The following is a 19,113-nucleotide window of genomic DNA, read 5'->3' as shown; positions in this document are numbered from 1 at the left end:
TGGAGACGCGAGATCACGCCATGGATCACGGCGGTCCGGCCTTGTAACCGACACCGCGGACGGTCAGCACGATCTCCGGGTTCTCGGGATCCTTCTCGACCTTCGCCCGCAACCGCTGCACGTGGACGTTCACCAAGCGGGTGTCGGCGGCATGCCGGTAGCCCCAGACCTGCTCGAGCAGGACCTCACGGGTGAACACCTGGCGCGGCTTGCGAGCCAAGGCGACGAGCAGGTCGAACTCCAGCGGCGTCAGCGAGATCTGCGCGCCGCCGCGGCTCACCTTGTGCGCGGGCACGTCGATCACGATATCGGCGATCGACAGCAGCTCGGCGGGCTCCTCCTCGGTGCGGCGCAGGCGGGCCCGCACCCGGGCGACGAGCTCCTTCGGCTTGAAGGGCTTGACGATGTAATCGTCGGCGCCCGATTCCAGACCCAGCACGACGTCGACCGTGTCGGTCTTGGCCGTGAGCATCACGATCGGAACCCCGGAATCGGCCCGCAGCACGCGGCACACGTCGATGCCGTTCATGCCGGGCAGCATCAGGTCCAGCAGCACCAAATCGGGGCGGATCTCGCGAACCGCCGCCAGGGCCTGTGTGCCGTCGCCGACCACGTGCGGGTCGAACCCTTCCCCGCGCAAGACGATCGTCAGCATCTCAGCGAGTGCCATATCGTCGTCGACGACCAGAATCTTCGGCTTCATAACTACTATGTTGTCATCTCCCAGGCCAGGATCGGGCCGCCACGCCAACACTGGTGCGAACCCGTGGCACAACCAACCTTATCGACCAACGATTTCGGTGATCCGAGCGGCCAGCGCAGCCGGGCCGTCGTCGGATCGGTATGTCCACCAGGGGCCGCCCCACTCGCGTTCGGCCAGCTCACGGTACACCGCGCCGGTGCGGTGCTGCAGACCGCCGTCGCGCTCGTAGACGTCGAGGGCGCGCTCGGCGTCGAGTTCGCCGCGCTTGCGGGCGCGCTCGGCCGCCAATTCGACGGGCACGTCCAGCAACACTTGCAGCGCGGGCGCGGGCAGGGCGAATCTGCCGAACTCCAATTCGCCCACCCAATCCACGATTTCGCCGTCGGCCGACTGGCCGAGCCGGGCGGCCGAATAGGCGGCGTTGGAGGCGACATAGCGATCGAGAAGCACAACATCGTTGTCGGCCAACAGCTTCGACAGCTCGTCCCGCGCGTCCGCACGGTCCAGCGCGAACAGCAGGGCCATGCCGCTGATCGAGGCGGCGAGGTCGCCGTGCGCGCCGCGCAGCGCCTCGGCGGCCAAGTCGGCGTGCACCGAGACGCGGTAGCGCGGGAATGCCATGGTCGAGACACGCAGCCCGCGACCACGCAGATCGCCGACCACCCGCTCGATCAGCGTCCGCTTGCCCGCGCCGTCGAGGCCCTCGACCGCTATCAGCACTCCCATGACCAGGCAGACTACCCCGCCCGCCGACCGGTGCCCGCACCGGCTGACCAGCGTGGATACGGACACCCGGCCCGGCGCCAGTGAGCCGCTGCCCGACGGGCCGGGTGCCCCGCCGCGGATCGCGGAGGACACCCGGCCGGCGCGCTCAGTAGCGGTAGTGGTCCGGCTTGAACGGGCCCTCGACGTCGACGCCGATGTACTCGGCCTGGTCCTTGGTGAGCTTGGTCAGCTCGCCACCGAGTGCCTCGACGTGGATGCGGGCGACCTTCTCGTCGAGGTGCTTGGGCAGCCGGTAGACCTCGTTGTCGTACTCCTCCGGCTTGGTCCACAGCTCGATCTGGGCGATCACCTGGTTGGAGAAGCTGTTCGACATCACGAACGACGGATGGCCGGTCGCGTTGCCGAGGTTGAGCAGACGCCCCTCCGACAGCACCAGGATCGAGCGGCCGCTCTCCTTGAACGTCCACAGATCGACCTGCGGCTTGATCGTCAATTTCGTTGCGCCGGAACGCTCCAGCCCCGCCATGTCGATCTCGTTGTCGAAGTGACCGATGTTGCCGAGGATGGCCTGGTCCTTCATCGCCTTCATGTGCTCGAGGGTGATGATGTCCTTGTTGCCGGTCGCGGTGATGACGATGTCGGCTTCGCCGATCGCCTTCTCGACGGTCACCACGTCGTATCCGTCCATCAGCGCCTGCAACGCGTTGATCGGGTCGATCTCGGTGACCTGCACCCGGGCGCCCTGTCCGGCAAGCGATTCCGCGCAGCCCTTGCCGACATCGCCGTAGCCGCAGATCAATACCTTCTTGCCGCCGATGAGCACATCGGTGCCGCGGTTGATGCCGTCGATGAGCGAGTGGCGGGTGCCGTACTTGTTGTCGAACTTGCTCTTGGTGACCGAGTCGTTGACGTTGATCGCGGGGAACACCAGCTCGCCCGCCGCCGCGAACTGGTAGAGCCGCAGCACGCCGGTGGTGGTCTCCTCGGTCACGCCGCGGACCGACTCCGCGATCTTGCTCCACTTGCCGCGGTCGGTCTCGAAGCGTTCGCGCAGCAGGTTCAGGAAGACCTTGTACTCGGCCGAGTGGTCCTCGTCCTCCGGCGGCACCACGCCCGCCTTCTCGAACTGCGCGCCGCGCAGCACGAGCATGGTGGCGTCGCCGCCGTCATCGAGGATCATGTTGGCCGGCTCGCCCGGCCAGGTGAGCATCTGCTCGGCTGCCCACCAGTACTCCTCCAGCGTCTCGCCCTTCCAGGCGAACACCGGGGTGCCCTCGGGCTCGTCGACGGTGCCGTTCGGGCCGACGACCACGGCGGCCGCCGCGTGGTCCTGGGTGGAGAAGATGTTGCAGGAAGCCCAGCGGACCTCGGCGCCCAGGCTGGTCAGGGTCTCGATCAGCACCGCGGTCTGCACGGTCATGTGCAGCGAGCCGGAGATGCGCGCGCCCTGCAGCGGCCGCACCTCGGCGTACTCACGGCGCAGCGCCATCAGACCGGGCATCTCGTGTTCGGCGAGGCGGATCTCCTTGCGGCCGAAATCGGCCAGCGACAGATCCGCCACCTTGTAGTCGATGCCGTTGCGGACATCGGCGGTCAACGACGTGCGTGCGGGAAGTTCTGAGGTGGTCATCAGCCTCTCCTGGTTCGGCAAGTACCGAGGCAAGGCTAGTCGCTCACGACAGGGTGCGGACTACGCGGCCGCCCTCTGCGCACCGGCCGGGCCGGGACCGGCGACCGGCGCGCCCGTTACGCCGTCACCCCGCGCGCCGCCAGGATGCGGCGCCGCTTGCGCGGCTGAATGTTCGCCAGGGTGATGTCGCCGCCGTAGTGGGCGAGCACCCGGTCGTCCATCATCCACCGCCACAGTGGCGGAATGGCCGCCAGCACGATCATGGCGGCATAACCGGCCGGCAGTTGCGGGGCCTGCTCGGAGGTGCGCAGGGTCTGGTAGCGACGGCCCGGGTTGGCGTGGTGGTCGCTGTGCCGCTGCAGGTGGAACAGGAAGATGTTGGTGACCAGATGGTCGCTGTTCCAGCTGTCGCGCGGCGAGCAACGGGCGTACATGCCGTTGGGGCGGCGGGCTCGCAGCAAGCCGTAGTGCTCGACGTAGTTCACCGTCTCCAGCAGGCCGAAACCGATCACGGCCTGCAACAGCAGCCACGGCAGCACCTGGACGCCGAACGCCGCGATCAGGGCGCCGAACAGCACCAGCGTCATCGACCAGGCTTGCAGGATGTGGTTGTGCACGCTCCACCAGCCTTTGCCCTTGCGCGCGAGCCGTTCACGCTCGAGCGCGAGCGCGGAGCGGAAACTGCCGGACACACTGCGGGGCAGGAACTCCCACAGCGACTCACCCAGCCGGGCGCTGGCCGGATCCTCCGGAGTCGCCACGCGCACATGGTGGCCGCGATTGTGCTCGACGAAGAAGTGCCCGTAAGCGGACTGGGCGAGCGCGATCTTGGCCAGCCAGCGTTCCAGGTGCTCCACCCGGTGCCCGAGTTCGTGGGCGGCGTTGATGCCGATGCCGCTGACGAATCCGAGAGTGGCGGCCAGACCCAGTTTGTCGACCACGCTCAGTTCGTCACCGGCCCACATGTAGCTCGCGATCACCAGGCCGATCAGCTGGACCGGGAGCATCAGATAGGTGCACCACCGGTAGTACCGGTCGTTGGACAGCAGCTCGTAGTCCTCGTCCTTCGGATTACTGCCGTCCACGCCGATCGACCAGTCCAGCAGCGGGATGACAATCAGCACGATGATCGGGCCGATCCACCAGAACACCGCGAGACCGGTGTGCAGCACCAGTTGTGACGGCAGCAAGGCCGACGATGGCGCGAGCAAGCCGAGAACCCACAGATGGCGTTTGGGATCGGGCGATCCCACCGGTTTGCCAACCGTTTGCACTTTTGCCCCACTCAAAGAAGACCCGAACACCGTCGCCTGAGAATACTTGGTGACTTGCCGTCCGTTACATCTATGCCGTCGGTTGAAACGTGATCGCTATTACAAGCCGCGCAGTCTGTTTTCAATGTGCTGCAAATGCGCCAGTCGTGAGCAGGTTGCCCCGCACAGGCTCAGCGCTGCACGCGCGCGGCGAGGATCGCTTCGACGTAAGGACTCAGCAGCGCACTCAATTCCGCGGGCGCGTCCCGGCCCGGAGCGGGCGGAGTGGGGATGTAACTGAGGGCGATGCGCACGAGCGCGTGCGCGATCACGTCCGATTCGGCCGCCGTCGACGCCACCCAGCTGTGCTGGAAGGCGCGCGACAGCCGTTCGGTCGCGTGCCCGAGCAGCGGTCCCGCGTCGAGCGTGATCAGGCGCAGCAGATCCAGCTTCACCTCACCCGCGACGAGTGACTGCACCAGTGGGTCGGACGCCGCGTCGAAGAAGAAGTTGGCCATCCCGTCACGGAACGCGGCGCGGACGTCGCCGACGTTGCCGTTGATCGCGGCGTCGACGTGATCGACCAGGAAGTCGGCCAGGCGCAGCGCGTAGGCCTGGGTGAGACCGCTGCGCGAGCCGAATTCGTTGTACAGCGTCTGCCTGCTCACCCCGGCTCGCGCCGCGACGTCACCGAGCGTGATCTTGGACCAATCCCGCTCGGTGAGCAGCTCGCGCATCGCATCCAGGACCGACGTCCGCAGCAGGTCCCGCGCGGCCTCCTGGTAGGGAATCCTGGTTCCGTTGCGCGGCATACCCGCGACACTGTCACGGGCGCCTGCCGCAGTCAAAATCTCACGACCGTTCGATTTCGACCATGTAGAAATCCGCCTTGGCGGCGCCGCAGTCCGGACAGGTCCAGTCGTCGGGGATGTCGTCCCAGCGGGTCCCCGGCGCGATGCCGTCCTCCGGCCAGCCCTCGGCTTCGTCGTACTCGAAGCCGCACTGGATGCACTGATAGAGCTTGTACTCGTTCATTGTCGTGGTCCTATGTCGCTATCGGCTCGAAGTCGATCTTCTCCCGCACCCCGCAGTCCGGGCAGCACCAGTCGTCCGGCACCGTCTCCCACCGGGTGCCCGCCGGAAAACCCTCGTGCGGCGCGCCTTTCGCCTCGTCGAAGACGTAGTCGCAGATGGGGCAGCGATACGCGCTCACGCTGTCTCCCTTTCGGCATCGGCGCGGCCGTAGCGCGCCAGCACCTTCTCCCGCTTGCCCGGATCGATATTGGCGCGGGTGATGTCGCCGTCGTAGTGCGCGAGCACCCGCTTGTCCATGACGCGGCGCCACAGCGGCGGGAAGTAGGCGAGCAGGATCATGCTCGCGTAGCCGCTCGGCAGGTTGGGCGCACCGTCCCAGCTGCGCAGCGTCTGGTAGCGCCGGGTGGGGTAGGCGTGGTGATCACTGTGCCGCTGCAGGTGGTACAGGAAGATGTTGGTGACGATGTGGTCGCTGTTCCAGCTGTGCACCGGGGCGGGGCGCTCGTATCGGCCGCTGGCCGTGCGCTGGCGCACCAGTCCGTAGTGCTCCAGGTAGTTGACCGCCTCCAGCAGGCTGAAGCCCACCACCGCCTGCAGGATCAGATACGGCAGCAGCTCGAGGCCGAACACCGCGACCAGGGCCGCGAACAGCACCGCCGACATCAGCCAGGCGCTGAGCACTTCGTTGCGCGGGCTCCACGGCTTCTTGCCGAGCCGTTCCAGCCGGGTCTTCTCCAGGCGCCAGGACGACTTCAGGCTGCCCCATACGGTGCGCGGCCAGAAGGCCCAGAACGTCTCGCCGACACGAGAACTCGCCGGATCCTCGGGCGTCGCGACGCGCACGTGGTGGCCGCGATTGTGCTCGATGTAGAAGTGGCCGTAGCAGGATTGGGCCAGGGCGATCCGGGACAGCCAGCGCTCCAGGTCGACCTTCTTGTGGCCGAGTTCGTGCGCGGTGTTGATGCCGATGCCGCCGATCATGCCGACGGTGATCGCCAGGCCGATCTTGTCCACCACGTGCAGCCCGCCGTCGATGCCGAGCCAGCTCACCCGGTCGGCGGTGATCAGGTAGGCCGCCATCAGCAGCGTGGCGTACTGGAACGGCAGGTACAGGTAGGTGAGGTAGCGGTAGTACTTGTCGTTCTCCAGGTACTCCATCACCTCGTCGGGCGGGTTGTCGCCATCCGGGCCGAAGAAGATGTCCGCGATCGGGATCAGCACGTAGACCAGGATCGGCCCGAGCCAGAACGGCACCTGCGCGAGGCGATGCCAGCCCAGCTCGTTCAAACCCCAGATCAGCGGCAGGCCGATGAGGAACAGGCCGGCCGGGGCGAACAAACCCCACAGCCACATGTAGCGCTTGCGATCCCGCCAGGCCGGTACCTCGACCGGCTGAGCGGACGCGTCGGCGTGCGTCGACATCGTCGTCTCCATTTCCGAAGGGCACGCCACATGTGACGTGCATTACCTCACCTATGGACGATATCGGGATGTTTGTCGCATGTCTAGACAAATACGGCAATTTGTAAACTGCCTTGCGCGGCGCAGAGAGGAGCCCCGGCCGGATAGGGCATCCGATCGGGGCTCGTCGCGTTGGAATTCAGCTGGTTCAGCGCAGCAGGACGTCGGCGTCGTCGGGTAGAGAGTCGACCGGCCACCAGCGCAGATCGGTTGATTCGTGGCTGCGGACGGGGATCGCGCCGGCGGGGGCGGTGATGCGGAACAGGAGATCCAGATGTCTGGTGGGCACGCCGAGGGAGCAGGTGATGGGGTGCGCCTGCACGCCGTAGAGCCCCGGCTCGAGTCGCAGGCCCGGGATGCCGGACTCCTCGGTCGCCTCGCGGAGCGCGGCGCCCGCGACCGTCTCGTCCCGCTCCTCGCAGTGGCCGCCGAGCTGGATCCAGCGTCCGACCCGCGGATGGAGGGTGAGCAGCACCTCGCGGGCGTCGTGGGAGAAGACCACCGCGGAAGCGGTGATGTGCCCCGGCGCGTGCTCGCGCAGGCAACCACGCGGGGCCGAGCCGAGGAAGGCCAGCATCGCCTCGCGCAGCGATCGTTCCGGACCGGTCGCCGGACACCAGGTCTCGAGCAGTGCGGTGGCCGAAGCGTGCAGTGACTCCGCGCTCACCGGCACTTCTCCCGCACTGCGGAACCGAGACGCTTCACAGCTCGACCAGCCCGGAGCCCGCACCCGCCGCCTGCCGCGGGGTCAGGTCCTCGAGCGGATGACCGATGGCGATGGCGCCCAGCGGGCTCCAGTCCTCGGCCAGACCCAGAACCGCACGAGTGACCTCCGGCGCGAAGATCGTCGACCCGATCCAGCAACTGCCGATCCCCTCCGTGGCCAACGCGACCAGCAGGCCCTGCACCGCGGCGCCCACCGCGACGGTGAACATGGTGCGCTCGTTCGCGCGCCTGCGCTCGTCCGGATAGTCGTGCGCGCCGTCCGGCACACAGAACGGGATGATCACCTCGGGCGCGTCGAACAGGATGCGCCCGCGCTCGACCCGGCGCTCGACTCGTTCCGGCGGCAAGCCGTCCGCGGCCAGGTCCGCGCGCCACTTCTCCGCCATCGCCTCGAGCAGCCGGATGCGCAGTTCCGGCGTCCGCAGCCAGACGAATCGCACGGGGCGCGTGTGGTGCGGAGCGGGCGCGGTCAGCGCCACCGACACCGCCGAGCGGATGCGCTCGGGATCGACGGGCGCGTCGGAGAACTGGCGGATCGAGCGACGCAGGAGGATCGCCTCCTTGCGTCCGCGTTCGATCGCCTCCGCGGTGCCGAGCCAGAACAGATCGTCGGTGCCGCCGCGGAGCAGATCGGCGGCGCCCGAGCCGTCGTCGACGATCGGCAAGCCGCGCACCACGGCGACCGGGACGCCGCCGAGCTTGCCCTTGACCAAGTCGGCGGCCGCGGCCAGTTCGTCGGCCACGGCCACCTGGGTGACGAACAGCTCGTTGCCCTGCCCGTCGACCGCGCCCGCGTAGTCGTGCAGCACCCGCAGGCCCGCCGCGCCGATGGCCGCGTCGGTCTGCCCGTTGCGCCAGGCACGGCCCATCGTGTCGGTGACGACCACCGCGACCGTCACGCCCAGCCGGTCGGCGAGCGCGGCGCGCAACGCCTTGGCGCTGGCGTCCGGGTCGATGGGCAGCAGCACGAGTTCGCCCTGTTCGACGTTCGAGCCGTCCACACCGGAGGCCGCCTGCACGATCCCCAGCTTGTTCTCGGTGATCAGGGTGCGGCCCTTGCGGGCGAGCACCCGCACCGCCTCCTGGTCGACGAGCTTGCGCCGGGCGGCGTCGCGCTCCTCGGGGTCCAGCGGCGCCTGCACGATGCGCCCCTCGACCTTGGCGATGATCTTGCTGGTCACTACCAGCACGTCACCGTCGGCCAGCCAGGGCGCGCAGCGGGCGATGTGCTCGGCGAGGTCGTCGCCGGGGCGGAATTCGGGCAGCCCGGTGATGGGCAGGATGCGCAGCTCTCCGGCCGCGTGGTCGGTCGGTGTGCTCACAGGGCGACTCCAGCGAGATCCAATGCCTGACGCACCATTTCGGCAGTCGTGGGCGGGTCGGTCATCAACAAGGGCACGCTGCGCACCTCGACCCCGGGCACCTCGGCGGTGTCGGTGCTGTGAATCAGCCAGCCGTCCAGGATCCCGGTCGCCGAGCGGGCGCCGTAGTACCGGCCGATCGCCTCGGCCGTGGTCTCCACCCCGATCACCGAGAGGCATTCGTCGGCCATCCCGCGCAGCGGCTTGCCGTCGATCACACCGGAAACCCCGATCACCTTCGCCGCGGTGGTGCGCAACGCGCCGCGGATTCCGGGCACCGCGAGGATGGCGCCGATGCTCACGACGGGGTTCGACGGCGCGAGAAGGACCACGTCGGCGGATTCTATGATATTGATCACATTTGGGGCCGGTTTGGCTTCATCGGCGCCAATTGTGGCGAATCCATGGGTGTCGACGTTCGCGCGGTAGCGAACCCACCACTCTTGAAAATGGATCGCGCGCCGTTCGCCAGGCTTGTCCGGATCGGACACGACGACATGCGTTTCGCAGCGATCGTCGGTTGCGGGGATCAGTTTCACGCCGGGCTGCCACCTGTTGCACAGCGCCTCGGTGACCGTGGAGAGCCGGTATCCGGCGCGCAACATTTCGGTACGGATCAGATGCGTGGCGATATCGCGGTCACCCAAGCCGAACCAGTCCGGCTGCGCGTGATATTTCGCGAGCTCCTCCTTGGCGTGCCAGGTCTCGCCGACCCGACCCCAGCCACGCTCGGTATCGATACCTCCGCCCAGGGTATACATGCAGGTATCGAGGTCGGGACAGATCCGGAGCCCGTGCATCCAGACGTCGTCGCCGACGTTCACGATCGCGGAGACGTCCGCGTCGGGCAGTAGTTCCCGGACGCCCTGAAGGAAACGCGCGCCACCGACGCCACCGACCAGCACGGCGATGCGGGGTCCGTTCGCGGGCGTGACGTCCGCTTGTTGTCCACTCACATCCGCACAGCCTATGCGCTGGCGTGGCGGCTCCCATTCGGGGCAAATTTGCTGTTCATTTGCTATGACAGATCACAAGATCGTCTCGGAATGCGGCTGCGGATAGTAACGGAATAGCGACGGCGGCTTGACCATCGACGCGTCCGGCGTGTCTAATCACAGTCATGTCATTCCGGGTTCGCGCGAGAGGTCAACGCGCGAACCGCTTTTCGAACAGATGTTCGCATCGGTATGACAAGCTCGGGGACGTCCGCGGGACAACGTCGCGGGGTATGGCCGTCGGTGCGCGTGTTGGTCCGACGGAAAGAATCATTCTGCGCTAACACACAGTGAGGAGGCGGAGCGATGGCCAACGAGATGGTCTCGCCGACCGATTCCACAGCAGGCGCAGCACGTGGCGTCTGCGCAGATAACGGCGGCTGGAAGGACCAAGAGGGGGGTGACGGAGTCACGACGCCCCGGCTCAGCCTTGTCGTGACCGGCTTCGACGAGATGTTCGAATCCATCGAAGAGCAGTGGCAGGAACGCGCCCTGTGCGCGCAGACCGATCCGGAGGCGTTCTTCCCCGAGAAGGGCGGCTCGACCCGTGAGGCCAAACGGATCTGCATGGGCTGCGAGGTCCGCGACGAGTGCCTGGAGTACGCGCTCGCGCACGATGAGCGCTTCGGTATCTGGGGCGGCCTCTCCGAGCGGGAGCGCCGCCGCCTCAAGCGCGGCATCGGCTGACAGACGTACGCGACGCCCGGAGCCGCCCGTCCATCGGGGCGCTCCGGGCTAACGCGACACGACCGGACAGCCCGCCGACCGCCTCGGTGCGGACGGCACGATCCCGCTGGCCTAGATTTTGTCTCATGGCACGTTCCCGTAAGCGTCGACCGCCGACCGCCCGGTCGGTGATCCGCCGCGGCCGCGGAGTGCGCGGGCCGATGCTGCCACCCACGGTGCCCGCCTGGCGGACCCGCGGCCAGAAGTTCGACCGCCTGGTGCTGGAGGCGTTCGCTCCGCTGGACTCCCGGTGGCACGACCGGCTCACCAAACTCGATATCGCGGTCGACGACGTTCCGAAAATCCGTCCGCTGCACCCCGATTCGGTCACCTGGCCGGACGAGGTGGTCGCCGACGGCCCGGTGCCCCTCTCGCGGCTCATCCCGGCCGGTGTCGACCGGCACGGCGCGGCGACCCGAGCGCGGGTCGTGCTGTTCCGCAAGCCGCTCGAACTGCGGGCGAGCGACCCCGACGACCTGGTGGATCTGCTGCGTGAGGTGCTGGTCCAGCAGGTCGCGACCTACCTCGGCGTCGACCCGGACGTGATCGATCCGGAAGCCGAGTGAGTCGCACCCATCCACGTGACGGCGGCCCTCGAATGTGGTTGCGGGGCAGGCGTCGGCGCAACCACGTGTAGGCGGTCGACCGCTGGGTATTCCGGCACTCTCATCGCGCCCAACCACTCCCGTTACGCATGCGGCACACCGTTGCCCGCGCGTCCGGGGTGCGTCGTCGGACCACCGCAGGACGCGTCGCGGCCCGCGGTACGCCGTGCTGCCCTCGTTTCGTGACGCGCGGACCGAGATTCTTCAAGCGTGTCTGTCCCCATCGACGCGCCAGGGGGGTTACTCTCATCGGCGTGATTCCCATGCGTCGTTGCTGCCGACCAGGCTGCAAGAATCCGGCCGTCGCGACGCTCACCTATGTGTACTCGGACTCGACGGCAGTGGTCGGGCCACTCGCGACGGTCGCCGAACCGCACTCCTGGGATCTCTGTGAAACGCACGGCTCACGCATCACCGCCCCGAAGGGCTGGGAACTGGTTCGCCACGAAGGCGGGTTTTCCTCCAGCACACCGGATGACGACGATCTGACCGCGCTGGCCGAGGCGGTGCGCGAGGCCGGGTTACGCCGCCGCCCGCCGGAGCGCGAACAGCGCGGCTATCGCGACTACGCTCCCCCGCCGCCGCGCACCACGCGCACGGGTCGCCGCGGCCATCTGCGCGTGCTGCCGGACCCGCCGTCCTGATCGGACGAGGACGATGTCGGACCGGTCCGGCGCAACCACTAGGGTGTTGGGCATGACAGTCGCCCGCTCTGCCGAGTTCGTGAACGCGGTGATCAAGGCCTACGACGTTCGCGGCGTGGTCGGTGATCAGATCGACGCGGATTTCGTCAGGGACGTCGGCGCGTCCTTCGCACGGCTGATGCGCGCCGAGGGCGCGAACCGGATCGTCATCGGGCACGACATGCGCGACTCCTCCCCCGAGCTGTCGTCCGCCTTCGCCGACGGTGTGCTCGGCCAGGGCTTGGACGTCGTGCACATCGGCCTGGCCTCGACCGACCAGCTGTACTTCGCCTCCGGCCGGCTGGACTGCCCGGGCGCGATGTTCACCGCCAGTCACAACCCCGCCCGGTACAACGGCATCAAACTGTGCCGCGCCAAAGCCCTTCCGGTCGGACAGGACACCGGTCTGGCCACGATCAAGAGCGAACTGATCGAGGGCGTTTCCGAGTACGCGGGCGAGCGCGGCACCGCCACCGAACAAGACCTGCTCATCGAGTACGCGGACTTCCTGCGCGGTCTCGTCGAGCTCGGCGGCATCCGGCCCCTCGTCATCGCGGTGGACGCGGGCAACGGCATGGGCGGCCACACGGTGCCCGCGGTGCTGGGCGCGCTGCCCCAGGTGAAGATCGTGCCGCTGTACTTCGAGTTGGACGGCAGCTTCCCCAACCACGAGGCCAACCCGCTCGACCCGGCGAACCTGGTGGACCTACAGAAGCTGGTCCGCGAATCCGGCGCCGACATCGGCCTGGCCTTCGACGGCGACGCCGACCGCTGCTTCGTGGTCGACGAGAACGGCGACCCGGTGTCGCCCTCGGCGATCACCGCCCTGGTCGCCGAGCGGGAACTGGCCAAGGAACCCGGCGCGGTGATCATCCACAACCTGATCACCTCCCGCGCGGTGCCGGAGCTGGTGCACGAGCTGGGCGGAACGCCGGTGCGCACGCGGGTCGGTCACTCGTTCATCAAGCAGGAGATGGCCGCCACCGGAGCGGTGTTCGGCGGCGAGCACTCCGCGCACTACTACTTCCGCGACTTCTGGGGCGCCGACTCCGGGATGCTCGCGGCGCTGCACGTGCTGGCCGCGCTCGGGGAGAAGGACCGGCCGGTGTCGGAACTGATGGCCTCCTACGCGACCTACGCGGCCTCCGGCGAGATCAACTCCACCGTGGCCGACGCCGGCGAGCGGACGATGGCCGTGGTGGACGCCTTCGCCGACCGGGCCCACTCGGTGGACCGGCTGGACGGGGTGACCGTGCAACTGGCCGACAACGCGTGGTTCAACCTGCGCGCGTCGAACACCGAGCCCTTGCTCCGGCTGAACGTCGAGGCCCGCTCCGCGGAGGAAGTAGACGCACTCGTGACCGAGATCCTGAGCATCGTGCGCTCCTGACTGGAATAGTGGAATCACAGGCCTTGGATTCGCCCGTCTCGGTCTCGCTGTCGCAGCCGGACCGAGAGGGCGTGGGGGCGGAAAAGACACAGCGCGATGAGGGGAGGTGGGACGCCCGATGATCGCTGGAACACCGGTGCTCGACCTCGACGATGCCGCTTCACTCGAGGCCGCCGACGCAGGCGGCGCCCTTCGCTCGGCCGCCTCCGGCGGCGCCCAGGTACGCGCTACCGCGGCGGCCGTGGGTGAGGAAGCGCTGGCCCGATTGGCCGATCTGCGGCCACGCAGCGTGGTGCTGGTCTCCGGTTCCGGACGTGCCGCGCGTGCCGCGGGACTGCTCGTGGCCGCACTCGGCGACCGTGCCGGCCTACCCGTGGTGCCCGCCGCCGCCCTACCTCCGTGGGTGGGGCCGCTGGACGTCGTCCTCGTTTCCGGCGACGACGCGGGCGATCCTCGCCTGATCGATGCCGTCGACCGGGCGCTGCGCCGCGGCGCCGAGGTGGTCGTCGCCGCGCCGCACGAGGGTCCGCTGCGCGCCGCCGCCGCTGGACGCGCCGCCGTCCTCGAGCCCCGGGTGCAGGTACTCGGGCACAACCGCCTGTTGCGCTTCCTGGCCGCCGGAATCGCGGTGCTGCGCGCGGTCGACCCGCAGCGCACCGGCGCCGTCGTCCCGGAACTCGCGGAGCTGGCCGATGTGCTGGATGCCGAGGCGCTGCGCGACGGCCCGCACAACGAGGTGTTCCGCAACCCGGCCAAGACGCTGGCCGCCCGCATGCAGCAGCGGGGGATCGTCCTCGCCGGTGATTCCCCGGCGGCGGCCGAATTGGCCGAGCACGGCGCCGAGGTGCTGCTGCAGTCCGCGGGCAAAGTCGCCACCGCGGTGGATCTGGCCGAGGCCGTGGCGGCGCGGACCCGGATGACCGAGGCGGCAGGCGAATCCGCGCCCGGGTTCGATCCGCTGTTCCACGACGAGGAACTGGACGGCCCCGCCCCGGTGGAGCGCATCCGGGTATTCGTGCTCAGCGCCGATCGCGATCGCGCGGCCGCCCGCCGCCGCATCGCGGTGTTCGGCGGGGAGGGACCGAACCTGGTGGACGCCGATCTGGTGAACGCCGACGTCGACCTGTTACACACCGAGATGACCGACCCCGCCGCCCCCGCTCAGGCTCGCGCCGACGAGTCCGCGCCTGCGAACGGCACCGAACTCGAACAGCTCGCGGTGCTCGCGCTGCGACTGGAGATGGCCGCCGCCTACCTGCGCTTGATCGGCTCGCGCACCGCCGCCGCCGACGGCCAGGGGCAGTACGGGGGAAGCTACTAGTGCACGAACTCGTTGGTGCGCTGCGCTCGTATGCCTGGGGCTCGCGCACCGCGCTCGCTCAGCTGTGCGGCAGGCCGGTGCCGTCCGCGCATCCGGAGGCCGAACTGTGGTTCGGCGCCCACCCCGCCGACCCGGCGCACGTGCGGGTCGGCGACCGCACCACCTCGCTGCTGGACCTGATCGCCGGTGACCCGGAACGGGAGCTGGGCTCCGCCGCAACCCGATTCGGCGGCAAACTGCCGTTCCTGCTCAAGGTCCTCGCGGCGGAGGAGCCGCTGTCGCTGCAGGCGCATCCGAGCACGCAGCAGGCGCGAGCAGGCTTCGATCGAGAGAATCTGGCCAAGGTGCCGTTCGATTCCCCGCTGCGCAACTATCGCGACGAGAACCACAAACCCGAGCTGGTCGTCGCGCTGGAGCGTTTCGAGGCGCTGGCCGGTTTCCGCGATCCGGACCGCACCGTCGCGTTGCTGCGCGCGCTGGCGGTGGACGGGTTGCGCTCCTATTGCGAACTCCTCGCCGCCCAGCCGGATTCGGCGGGCCTGCGCACCCTGTTCACCACCTGGATCACGCTGCCGCAGCCGGTGCTGGCCACGTTGCTGCCCGAGGTGCTCGACGGCTGTGTGCGGTACCTGTCCGGCAAGGGCTCCCGCGAGTTCACGGCCGAGGCGCGCACGACGCTCGAACTCGCCGAGGCATACCCCGGTGACGCGGGGGTGCTGGCGGCGCTGCTGCTGAACCGCGTGACGTTGGAGCCAGGGCAGGGCTTGTTCCTCGCAGCCGGGAACCTGCATGCCTACTTGCGCGGGGTGGGCGTAGAGATCATGGCCAACTCCGACAATGTGCTGCGTGGCGGCCTCACCCCGAAACACGTCGACGTACCGGAACTGTTGCGTGTGCTGGATTTCGAGCCGATCGGCTTACCGGTGGTGCTGCCCGAACCGGCCGGCGACGGCTCGGTGCGCTATCGCACGCCCGCCCCGGAGTTCGCGCTGCGCCGCTTCGACCTGGTCGCCGGTTCCGCGCGGGTGCCGTTGACCGCGGCCGGGCCGGGCATCGTGCTGTGCACGGCGGGAACGGTGCGGCTGTTCCGGGACGGCTCGTCGTTGGAGCTCACCCGGGGCGGCGCGGCCTGGATCTCCGCCACCGACACCGACATTCGCGCGCAGGCGGTGGACGGCGAGGTCCAGCTGTTCTGCGCCTGCGTCGGTGCGGCCGGCTGACCGATCCGGAACGCCCGGTACCCGGTGCCCTAGTCTGTTCGCGGGTAGCTGGAAAACAGAGAGGACATGCTTCCATGTCGGCTGGCGGTGGCAAGAAGGCGATCATCGCGGCGTTGACCGCGAACGCGGGGATCGCCGCGGCGAAGTTCGTCGGTGCGGCGATCACGGGATCGGGGTCGATGCTCGCCGAGGCCGTGCACTCCGTGGCCGACACGGGCAATCAGGGACTGCTGCTGCTGGGTCAGCAACGCGCCGCGAAGGAAGCCGATGAGCTGCACCCGTTCGGTTACGCGCGCAACCGGTACTTCTACTCGTTCATCGTGGCGCTGGTGTTGTTCACCCTCGGCTCCGGCTACGCCATCTACGAGGGCATCCACAAGATCCAGCATCCGGAGGAACTGAGTTCGCCGATCGTCGCGGTCGTCATCCTGCTGATCGCGATCGCGCTGGAGACCTACAGCTTCACCACAGCGGTGCGCGAGTCCGCTCCGCTCAAGGGCACCGCGAGCTGGTGGCGGTTCATCCGCAACTCGCGCAGCCCGGAGCTTCCGGTGGTGCTGCTGGAGGACACCGGGGCGCTGATCGGTCTGGTCTTCGCGTTCGCGGGCGTCGGCCTGACCATGCTCACCGACGACCCGATCTGGGACGGCATCGGCACGCTGGCGATCGGCGGGCTGCTCGGCGTGATCGCGATCGTGCTGATCGTGGAGATGCAGAGCCTACTGATCGGTGAGGGCGCCACGCCGGAGGAGAACCGGCGGATCCGCGCGAACCTGGTCGACTCGACGCGTATCGACCGGGTGATCCACCTCAAGACCCAGTACCTCGGCCCGGAGGAGCTGCTCGTGGCCGCGAAGGTCGGCGTGGTGCCCGGCCTCGACGTCGCGGCGATCGCCGACGCCATCGACGACGCCGAGTCGCGTGTCCGCGCGGCGGTGCCCGCGGCACGCGTCATCTACCTGGAACCCGACCTCTACCGCACCGAACTCGCCAAGGGATAGCACCACGCGAGGAACGGCGTCCGCTGTCAGCGGTGCTGGAAAGCGGGAGTGCGTAGGAGGTCGAGGGGATCGGTGCGAACCCCGAAGCGGTCGCGCAGGGCGTGGCGCGCGGCATGCAGCCCGCTCATGCCATGCACCCCTGGGCCGGGCGGGGTCGCCGACGAGCACAGATAGACGCCGGGGATCGGTGTGCCGTAGGGGTTCCAGCGCGGGGCGGGGCGAAACGCGAACTGCCGCAGGGTCATCGCCCCGGCGGAGATGTCGCCGCCGATGTAGTTCGCGTTGTGCGAGGGCATTTGCGCGGCGGTGATCACATTCTTCGCGATGATCAGATCACGGAAACCCGGCGCGAACCGCTCGACCTGAGCGATCACGTCGTCGCTGACATCACGGGTGGAGCCGTTGGGCACGTGGGCATAGGTGTAGAAGGTGTGGCCGCCCGCGGGCGCGCGAGTGGGGTCGACCACGCCGGGCTGGATGGACAGCACATAGGGCCGTTCGGCGTGCCGACCCATAGCCACGGCGTGCTCTGCGGCCATGGCCTCGGCACGGGTGCCGATGACGTGCACCGTTCCCGACAGTGCGCAGCCCTCGGCCTGCCACGGCACCGGCCCGGAGAGCGCGAAGTCGATCTTGCACGCCGCGCCGCCGTACCGGAATCGCCGCAGTCGCTTCGCGTACCGCGCGGGCAACCTGTGCTCGGCGATGCGCAGCAGTTCGGCAGGGGCCAGGTCGAGCAGAACGGCGCGGGCATCGGCGAACTCGTCGAGCGAGTCGACCCGGCGCCCGGTGTGCACCCGGCCGCCGAGACGTTCGAGGTCGGCGATGAGCGCGTCGGGAATGGCCTGACTACCGCCGCGTGGAATCACCCAGCCCCCGACATGGGCGAGCGTGCCGAGCAACAGCGCCGCGCCCGCGGCCGTGATGGCGCGCGGGGGGATGATCGCGTGCGTGGCGATGCCGGTGAGCAGGGCGGGCGCGATCTGCTCGCGGAACCTGATGTCCCACAGCGGCGAACCCTGCTCCAGCGTGCGCAGGCCGAAACGTGTCGCGGTCGCGAGCCCGGACGGGACGCGGCGCAGATCCGACATCGCGAGGTCGACCACGTCCGGCCAGTGCCGTATCAGCGGGGCGAACAGCTTGCGCCAGGTGGGACCGTCGGCGCCGAGGTGGTCGACTGTCCGTTCCAGGTCCCGCCAGGCGAGTCCGGCCACGCCGCCATCCAGCGGATGCGCGTAGGAGACCTCCGGCGCGAGCAGTTCCACACCGTGCGCGGTCAGGTCGAATGCCCGGAAGAACGGGGAGGCCGCCGCCATCGGATGCGCGCCTGCGCACACGTCGTGGTGGTAGCCGGGCAGTGTCAGTTCCGCTGTACGGGAACCACCTCCAGCCGTCGCCTCCGCCTCGTACACCTCCACGGCGAGCCCCGCCCGGGCCAGGATCACCGCGGCGGCGAGTCCGTTCGGACCGGAACCGACCACCACCACATCAGCCATACCCCCACGCTACCGGCCGACCGGTCTTCGACGCGCTCGCCGACACCGACCGCGCCCGACTCGGTCACGGACGTGCTGGGTGGCCGAGCACGGCGCGCCGGGCAGCGGCCGGCGCCCGGCACACGTCGAGGACGGCGGACCGCGCGCCCCGCCGCTAGCTCGTGCCCATCGCGGCGAGCCATTCCGCCACCAGGAGGTCGATTCGCTGGTCGCGCAGCTCCGGTCGGATCCGGCCGCCGCCTTCCAGAGTGGCAAGGCCGTGCAGAGTGCAACAAGCGACCTCGATACGAACGCCGAGGTCCAGCTCGCCGGGAAAGGGGCGGAACGTGGCTCCCAGTTCGCTCCACGTCTCGCGCGGCGTCCGGGGCGCTTCGAGGCCGAAGGTGAGATCGGTGCTCATCGAGAACATCGCGTCGTAGAGCGCCGGATTGGCCGCGGCGAATTCCAGGTAGGCGCGGGCGGCCGCACGCAGTCGGCCGGCGTCATCGGAGGCCCTGTCCTGCGCGCGCCGCAGGACCTCGGTCAGTTCGGCGAAGCCCTTCTCCGCGACCGCCGAGACGATCGCCGACTTGCCGGTGAAGTGGCTGTACAGCACGGGTTGGCTGTATTCGATCCGTGCGGCGAGACGACGCACGGTGACCGCCTCCCAGCCCTGTGCTTCGGCGAGTTCGCGTGCGGTGTCGATGATGCGCTGCCTGCGTTCGGCCCGCTCGCGTTCCTTACGCGTGTGAGTGGTCATTCCGAGAATTCTAGCGTCGCTAGACAATCTATCGAAGCTCGT

20 protein-coding genes are annotated in these 19,113 nt (G+C 68.8%); 7 read left to right on the top strand and 13 right to left on the bottom strand.

From position 1 onward, the window contains the following. Positions 1 to 25 precede the first annotated feature (25 nt). From mtrA to cofD, 11 genes are all read right to left on the bottom strand, one after another. Positions 26 to 703: an MtrAB system response regulator MtrA gene (mtrA, locus tag NNI01S_RS22505; protein ID WP_039800350.1), complete on the bottom strand. Its 678-nt coding sequence runs from the start codon at positions 701 to 703 to the stop codon at positions 26 to 28. Positions 704 to 781: 78 nt separating this feature from the next. Further along, complete coding sequence (locus tag NNI01S_RS22500) at positions 782 to 1,429, bottom strand: dTMP kinase (RefSeq protein WP_063022108.1); 648 nt, start codon at positions 1,427 to 1,429, stop codon at positions 782 to 784. Positions 1,430 to 1,574: 145 nt separating this feature from the next. After that, positions 1,575 to 3,059 (bottom strand): adenosylhomocysteinase, encoded by a 1,485-nt coding sequence (gene ahcY / locus NNI01S_RS22495; RefSeq protein ID WP_063022107.1) that lies wholly within the window; start codon positions 3,057 to 3,059, stop codon positions 1,575 to 1,577. A 116-nt stretch (positions 3,060 to 3,175) separates the two neighbouring features. After that, complete coding sequence (locus NNI01S_RS22490; protein ID WP_245676327.1) at positions 3,176 to 4,312, bottom strand: alkane 1-monooxygenase; 1,137 nt, start codon at positions 4,310 to 4,312, stop codon at positions 3,176 to 3,178. Positions 4,313 to 4,503: 191 nt separating this feature from the next. Then, a complete protein-coding gene (locus tag NNI01S_RS22485; protein WP_063022105.1) occupies positions 4,504 to 5,124 on the bottom strand; it encodes a TetR/AcrR family transcriptional regulator in 621 nt (206 codons plus the stop codon). A 40-nt stretch (positions 5,125 to 5,164) separates the two neighbouring features. After that, positions 5,165 to 5,347: a rubredoxin gene (locus tag NNI01S_RS22480; RefSeq protein ID WP_043696873.1), complete on the bottom strand. Its 183-nt coding sequence runs from the start codon at positions 5,345 to 5,347 to the stop codon at positions 5,165 to 5,167. Positions 5,348 to 5,357: 10 nt separating this feature from the next. Continuing rightward, the gene (locus tag NNI01S_RS22475; protein WP_063022104.1) at positions 5,358 to 5,525 is read right to left on the bottom strand and encodes a rubredoxin; all 168 of its coding nucleotides are present in this window, start codon (positions 5,523 to 5,525) and stop codon (positions 5,358 to 5,360) included. Continuing rightward, positions 5,522 to 6,769 (bottom strand): alkane 1-monooxygenase, encoded by a 1,248-nt coding sequence (locus NNI01S_RS22470; protein ID WP_063022167.1) that lies wholly within the window; start codon positions 6,767 to 6,769, stop codon positions 5,522 to 5,524. The genes NNI01S_RS22475 and NNI01S_RS22470 overlap by 4 nt, the downstream gene beginning before the upstream one ends. A 187-nt stretch (positions 6,770 to 6,956) precedes the next feature. Continuing rightward, positions 6,957 to 7,475, bottom strand: a complete 519-nt coding sequence (locus NNI01S_RS22465; RefSeq protein ID WP_063022166.1) for an NUDIX hydrolase — start codon at positions 7,473 to 7,475, stop codon at positions 6,957 to 6,959. A gap of 34 nt (positions 7,476 to 7,509) precedes the next feature. Continuing rightward, on the bottom strand, positions 7,510 to 8,856 hold the full coding sequence (locus tag NNI01S_RS22460; RefSeq protein ID WP_084489177.1) for a coenzyme F420-0:L-glutamate ligase: 1,347 nt from the start codon (positions 8,854 to 8,856) through the stop codon (positions 7,510 to 7,512). Further along, positions 8,853 to 9,851 (bottom strand): 2-phospho-L-lactate transferase, encoded by a 999-nt coding sequence (gene cofD, locus NNI01S_RS22455; RefSeq protein WP_063022103.1) that lies wholly within the window; start codon positions 9,849 to 9,851, stop codon positions 8,853 to 8,855. Before cofD ends, NNI01S_RS22460 begins: the two co-directional genes overlap by 4 nt. Positions 9,852 to 10,343: 492 nt before the next feature. Between cofD and NNI01S_RS22450 the strand changes: the two genes are divergently transcribed. The 7 genes from NNI01S_RS22450 to NNI01S_RS22420 all read left to right on the top strand — a co-directional run bounded on the left by NNI01S_RS22450 (position 10,344) and on the right by NNI01S_RS22420 (position 16,836). Then, entirely contained in the window at positions 10,344 to 10,577 is a 234-nt protein-coding gene (locus NNI01S_RS22450) for a WhiB family transcriptional regulator (RefSeq protein ID WP_029901515.1), read from the top strand. Positions 10,578 to 10,702: 125 nt separating this feature from the next. After that, entirely contained in the window at positions 10,703 to 11,182 is a 480-nt protein-coding gene (locus tag NNI01S_RS22445; protein ID WP_168434228.1) for a metallopeptidase family protein, read from the top strand. A 302-nt stretch (positions 11,183 to 11,484) separates the two neighbouring features. After that, positions 11,485 to 11,865, top strand: coding sequence for a DUF3499 domain-containing protein (locus NNI01S_RS22440; RefSeq protein ID WP_039800382.1), 381 nt, complete (start codon positions 11,485 to 11,487; stop codon positions 11,863 to 11,865). 52 nt (positions 11,866 to 11,917) lie between these two features. Then, the gene (locus NNI01S_RS22435; RefSeq protein ID WP_063022101.1) at positions 11,918 to 13,294 is read left to right on the top strand and encodes a phosphomannomutase/phosphoglucomutase; all 1,377 of its coding nucleotides are present in this window, start codon (positions 11,918 to 11,920) and stop codon (positions 13,292 to 13,294) included. A gap of 118 nt (positions 13,295 to 13,412) precedes the next feature. Next, positions 13,413 to 14,615, top strand: coding sequence for a serine/threonine-protein kinase (locus NNI01S_RS22430; RefSeq protein WP_063022100.1), 1,203 nt, complete (start codon positions 13,413 to 13,415; stop codon positions 14,613 to 14,615). Next, positions 14,615 to 15,835, top strand: a complete 1,221-nt coding sequence (manA, locus tag NNI01S_RS22425) for a mannose-6-phosphate isomerase, class I (protein ID WP_063022099.1) — start codon at positions 14,615 to 14,617, stop codon at positions 15,833 to 15,835. Before NNI01S_RS22430 ends, manA begins: the two co-directional genes overlap by 1 nt. A 74-nt stretch (positions 15,836 to 15,909) precedes the next feature. Beyond that, positions 15,910 to 16,836 (top strand): cation diffusion facilitator family transporter, encoded by a 927-nt coding sequence (locus NNI01S_RS22420; protein WP_063022098.1) that lies wholly within the window; start codon positions 15,910 to 15,912, stop codon positions 16,834 to 16,836. A gap of 26 nt (positions 16,837 to 16,862) precedes the next feature. Here NNI01S_RS22420 and NNI01S_RS22415 read toward each other — a convergent pair whose 3' ends face one another. Next, positions 16,863 to 18,332, bottom strand: coding sequence for a phytoene desaturase family protein (locus NNI01S_RS22415; RefSeq protein ID WP_063022097.1), 1,470 nt, complete (start codon positions 18,330 to 18,332; stop codon positions 16,863 to 16,865). Between the two features lie 154 nt (positions 18,333 to 18,486). Then, positions 18,487 to 19,071: a TetR/AcrR family transcriptional regulator gene (locus tag NNI01S_RS22410; protein ID WP_063022096.1), complete on the bottom strand. Its 585-nt coding sequence runs from the start codon at positions 19,069 to 19,071 to the stop codon at positions 18,487 to 18,489. Positions 19,072 to 19,113 lie beyond the last annotated feature (42 nt).

The organism is Nocardia niwae NBRC 108934 = DSM 45340 (genome assembly GCF_001613465.1).
Classification (GTDB): Bacteria; Actinomycetota; Actinomycetes; order Mycobacteriales; family Mycobacteriaceae; genus Nocardia; species Nocardia niwae.
Note: the sequence above shows the minus strand (reverse complement) of the source record. Positions and strands in the feature narration are given on the sequence as shown.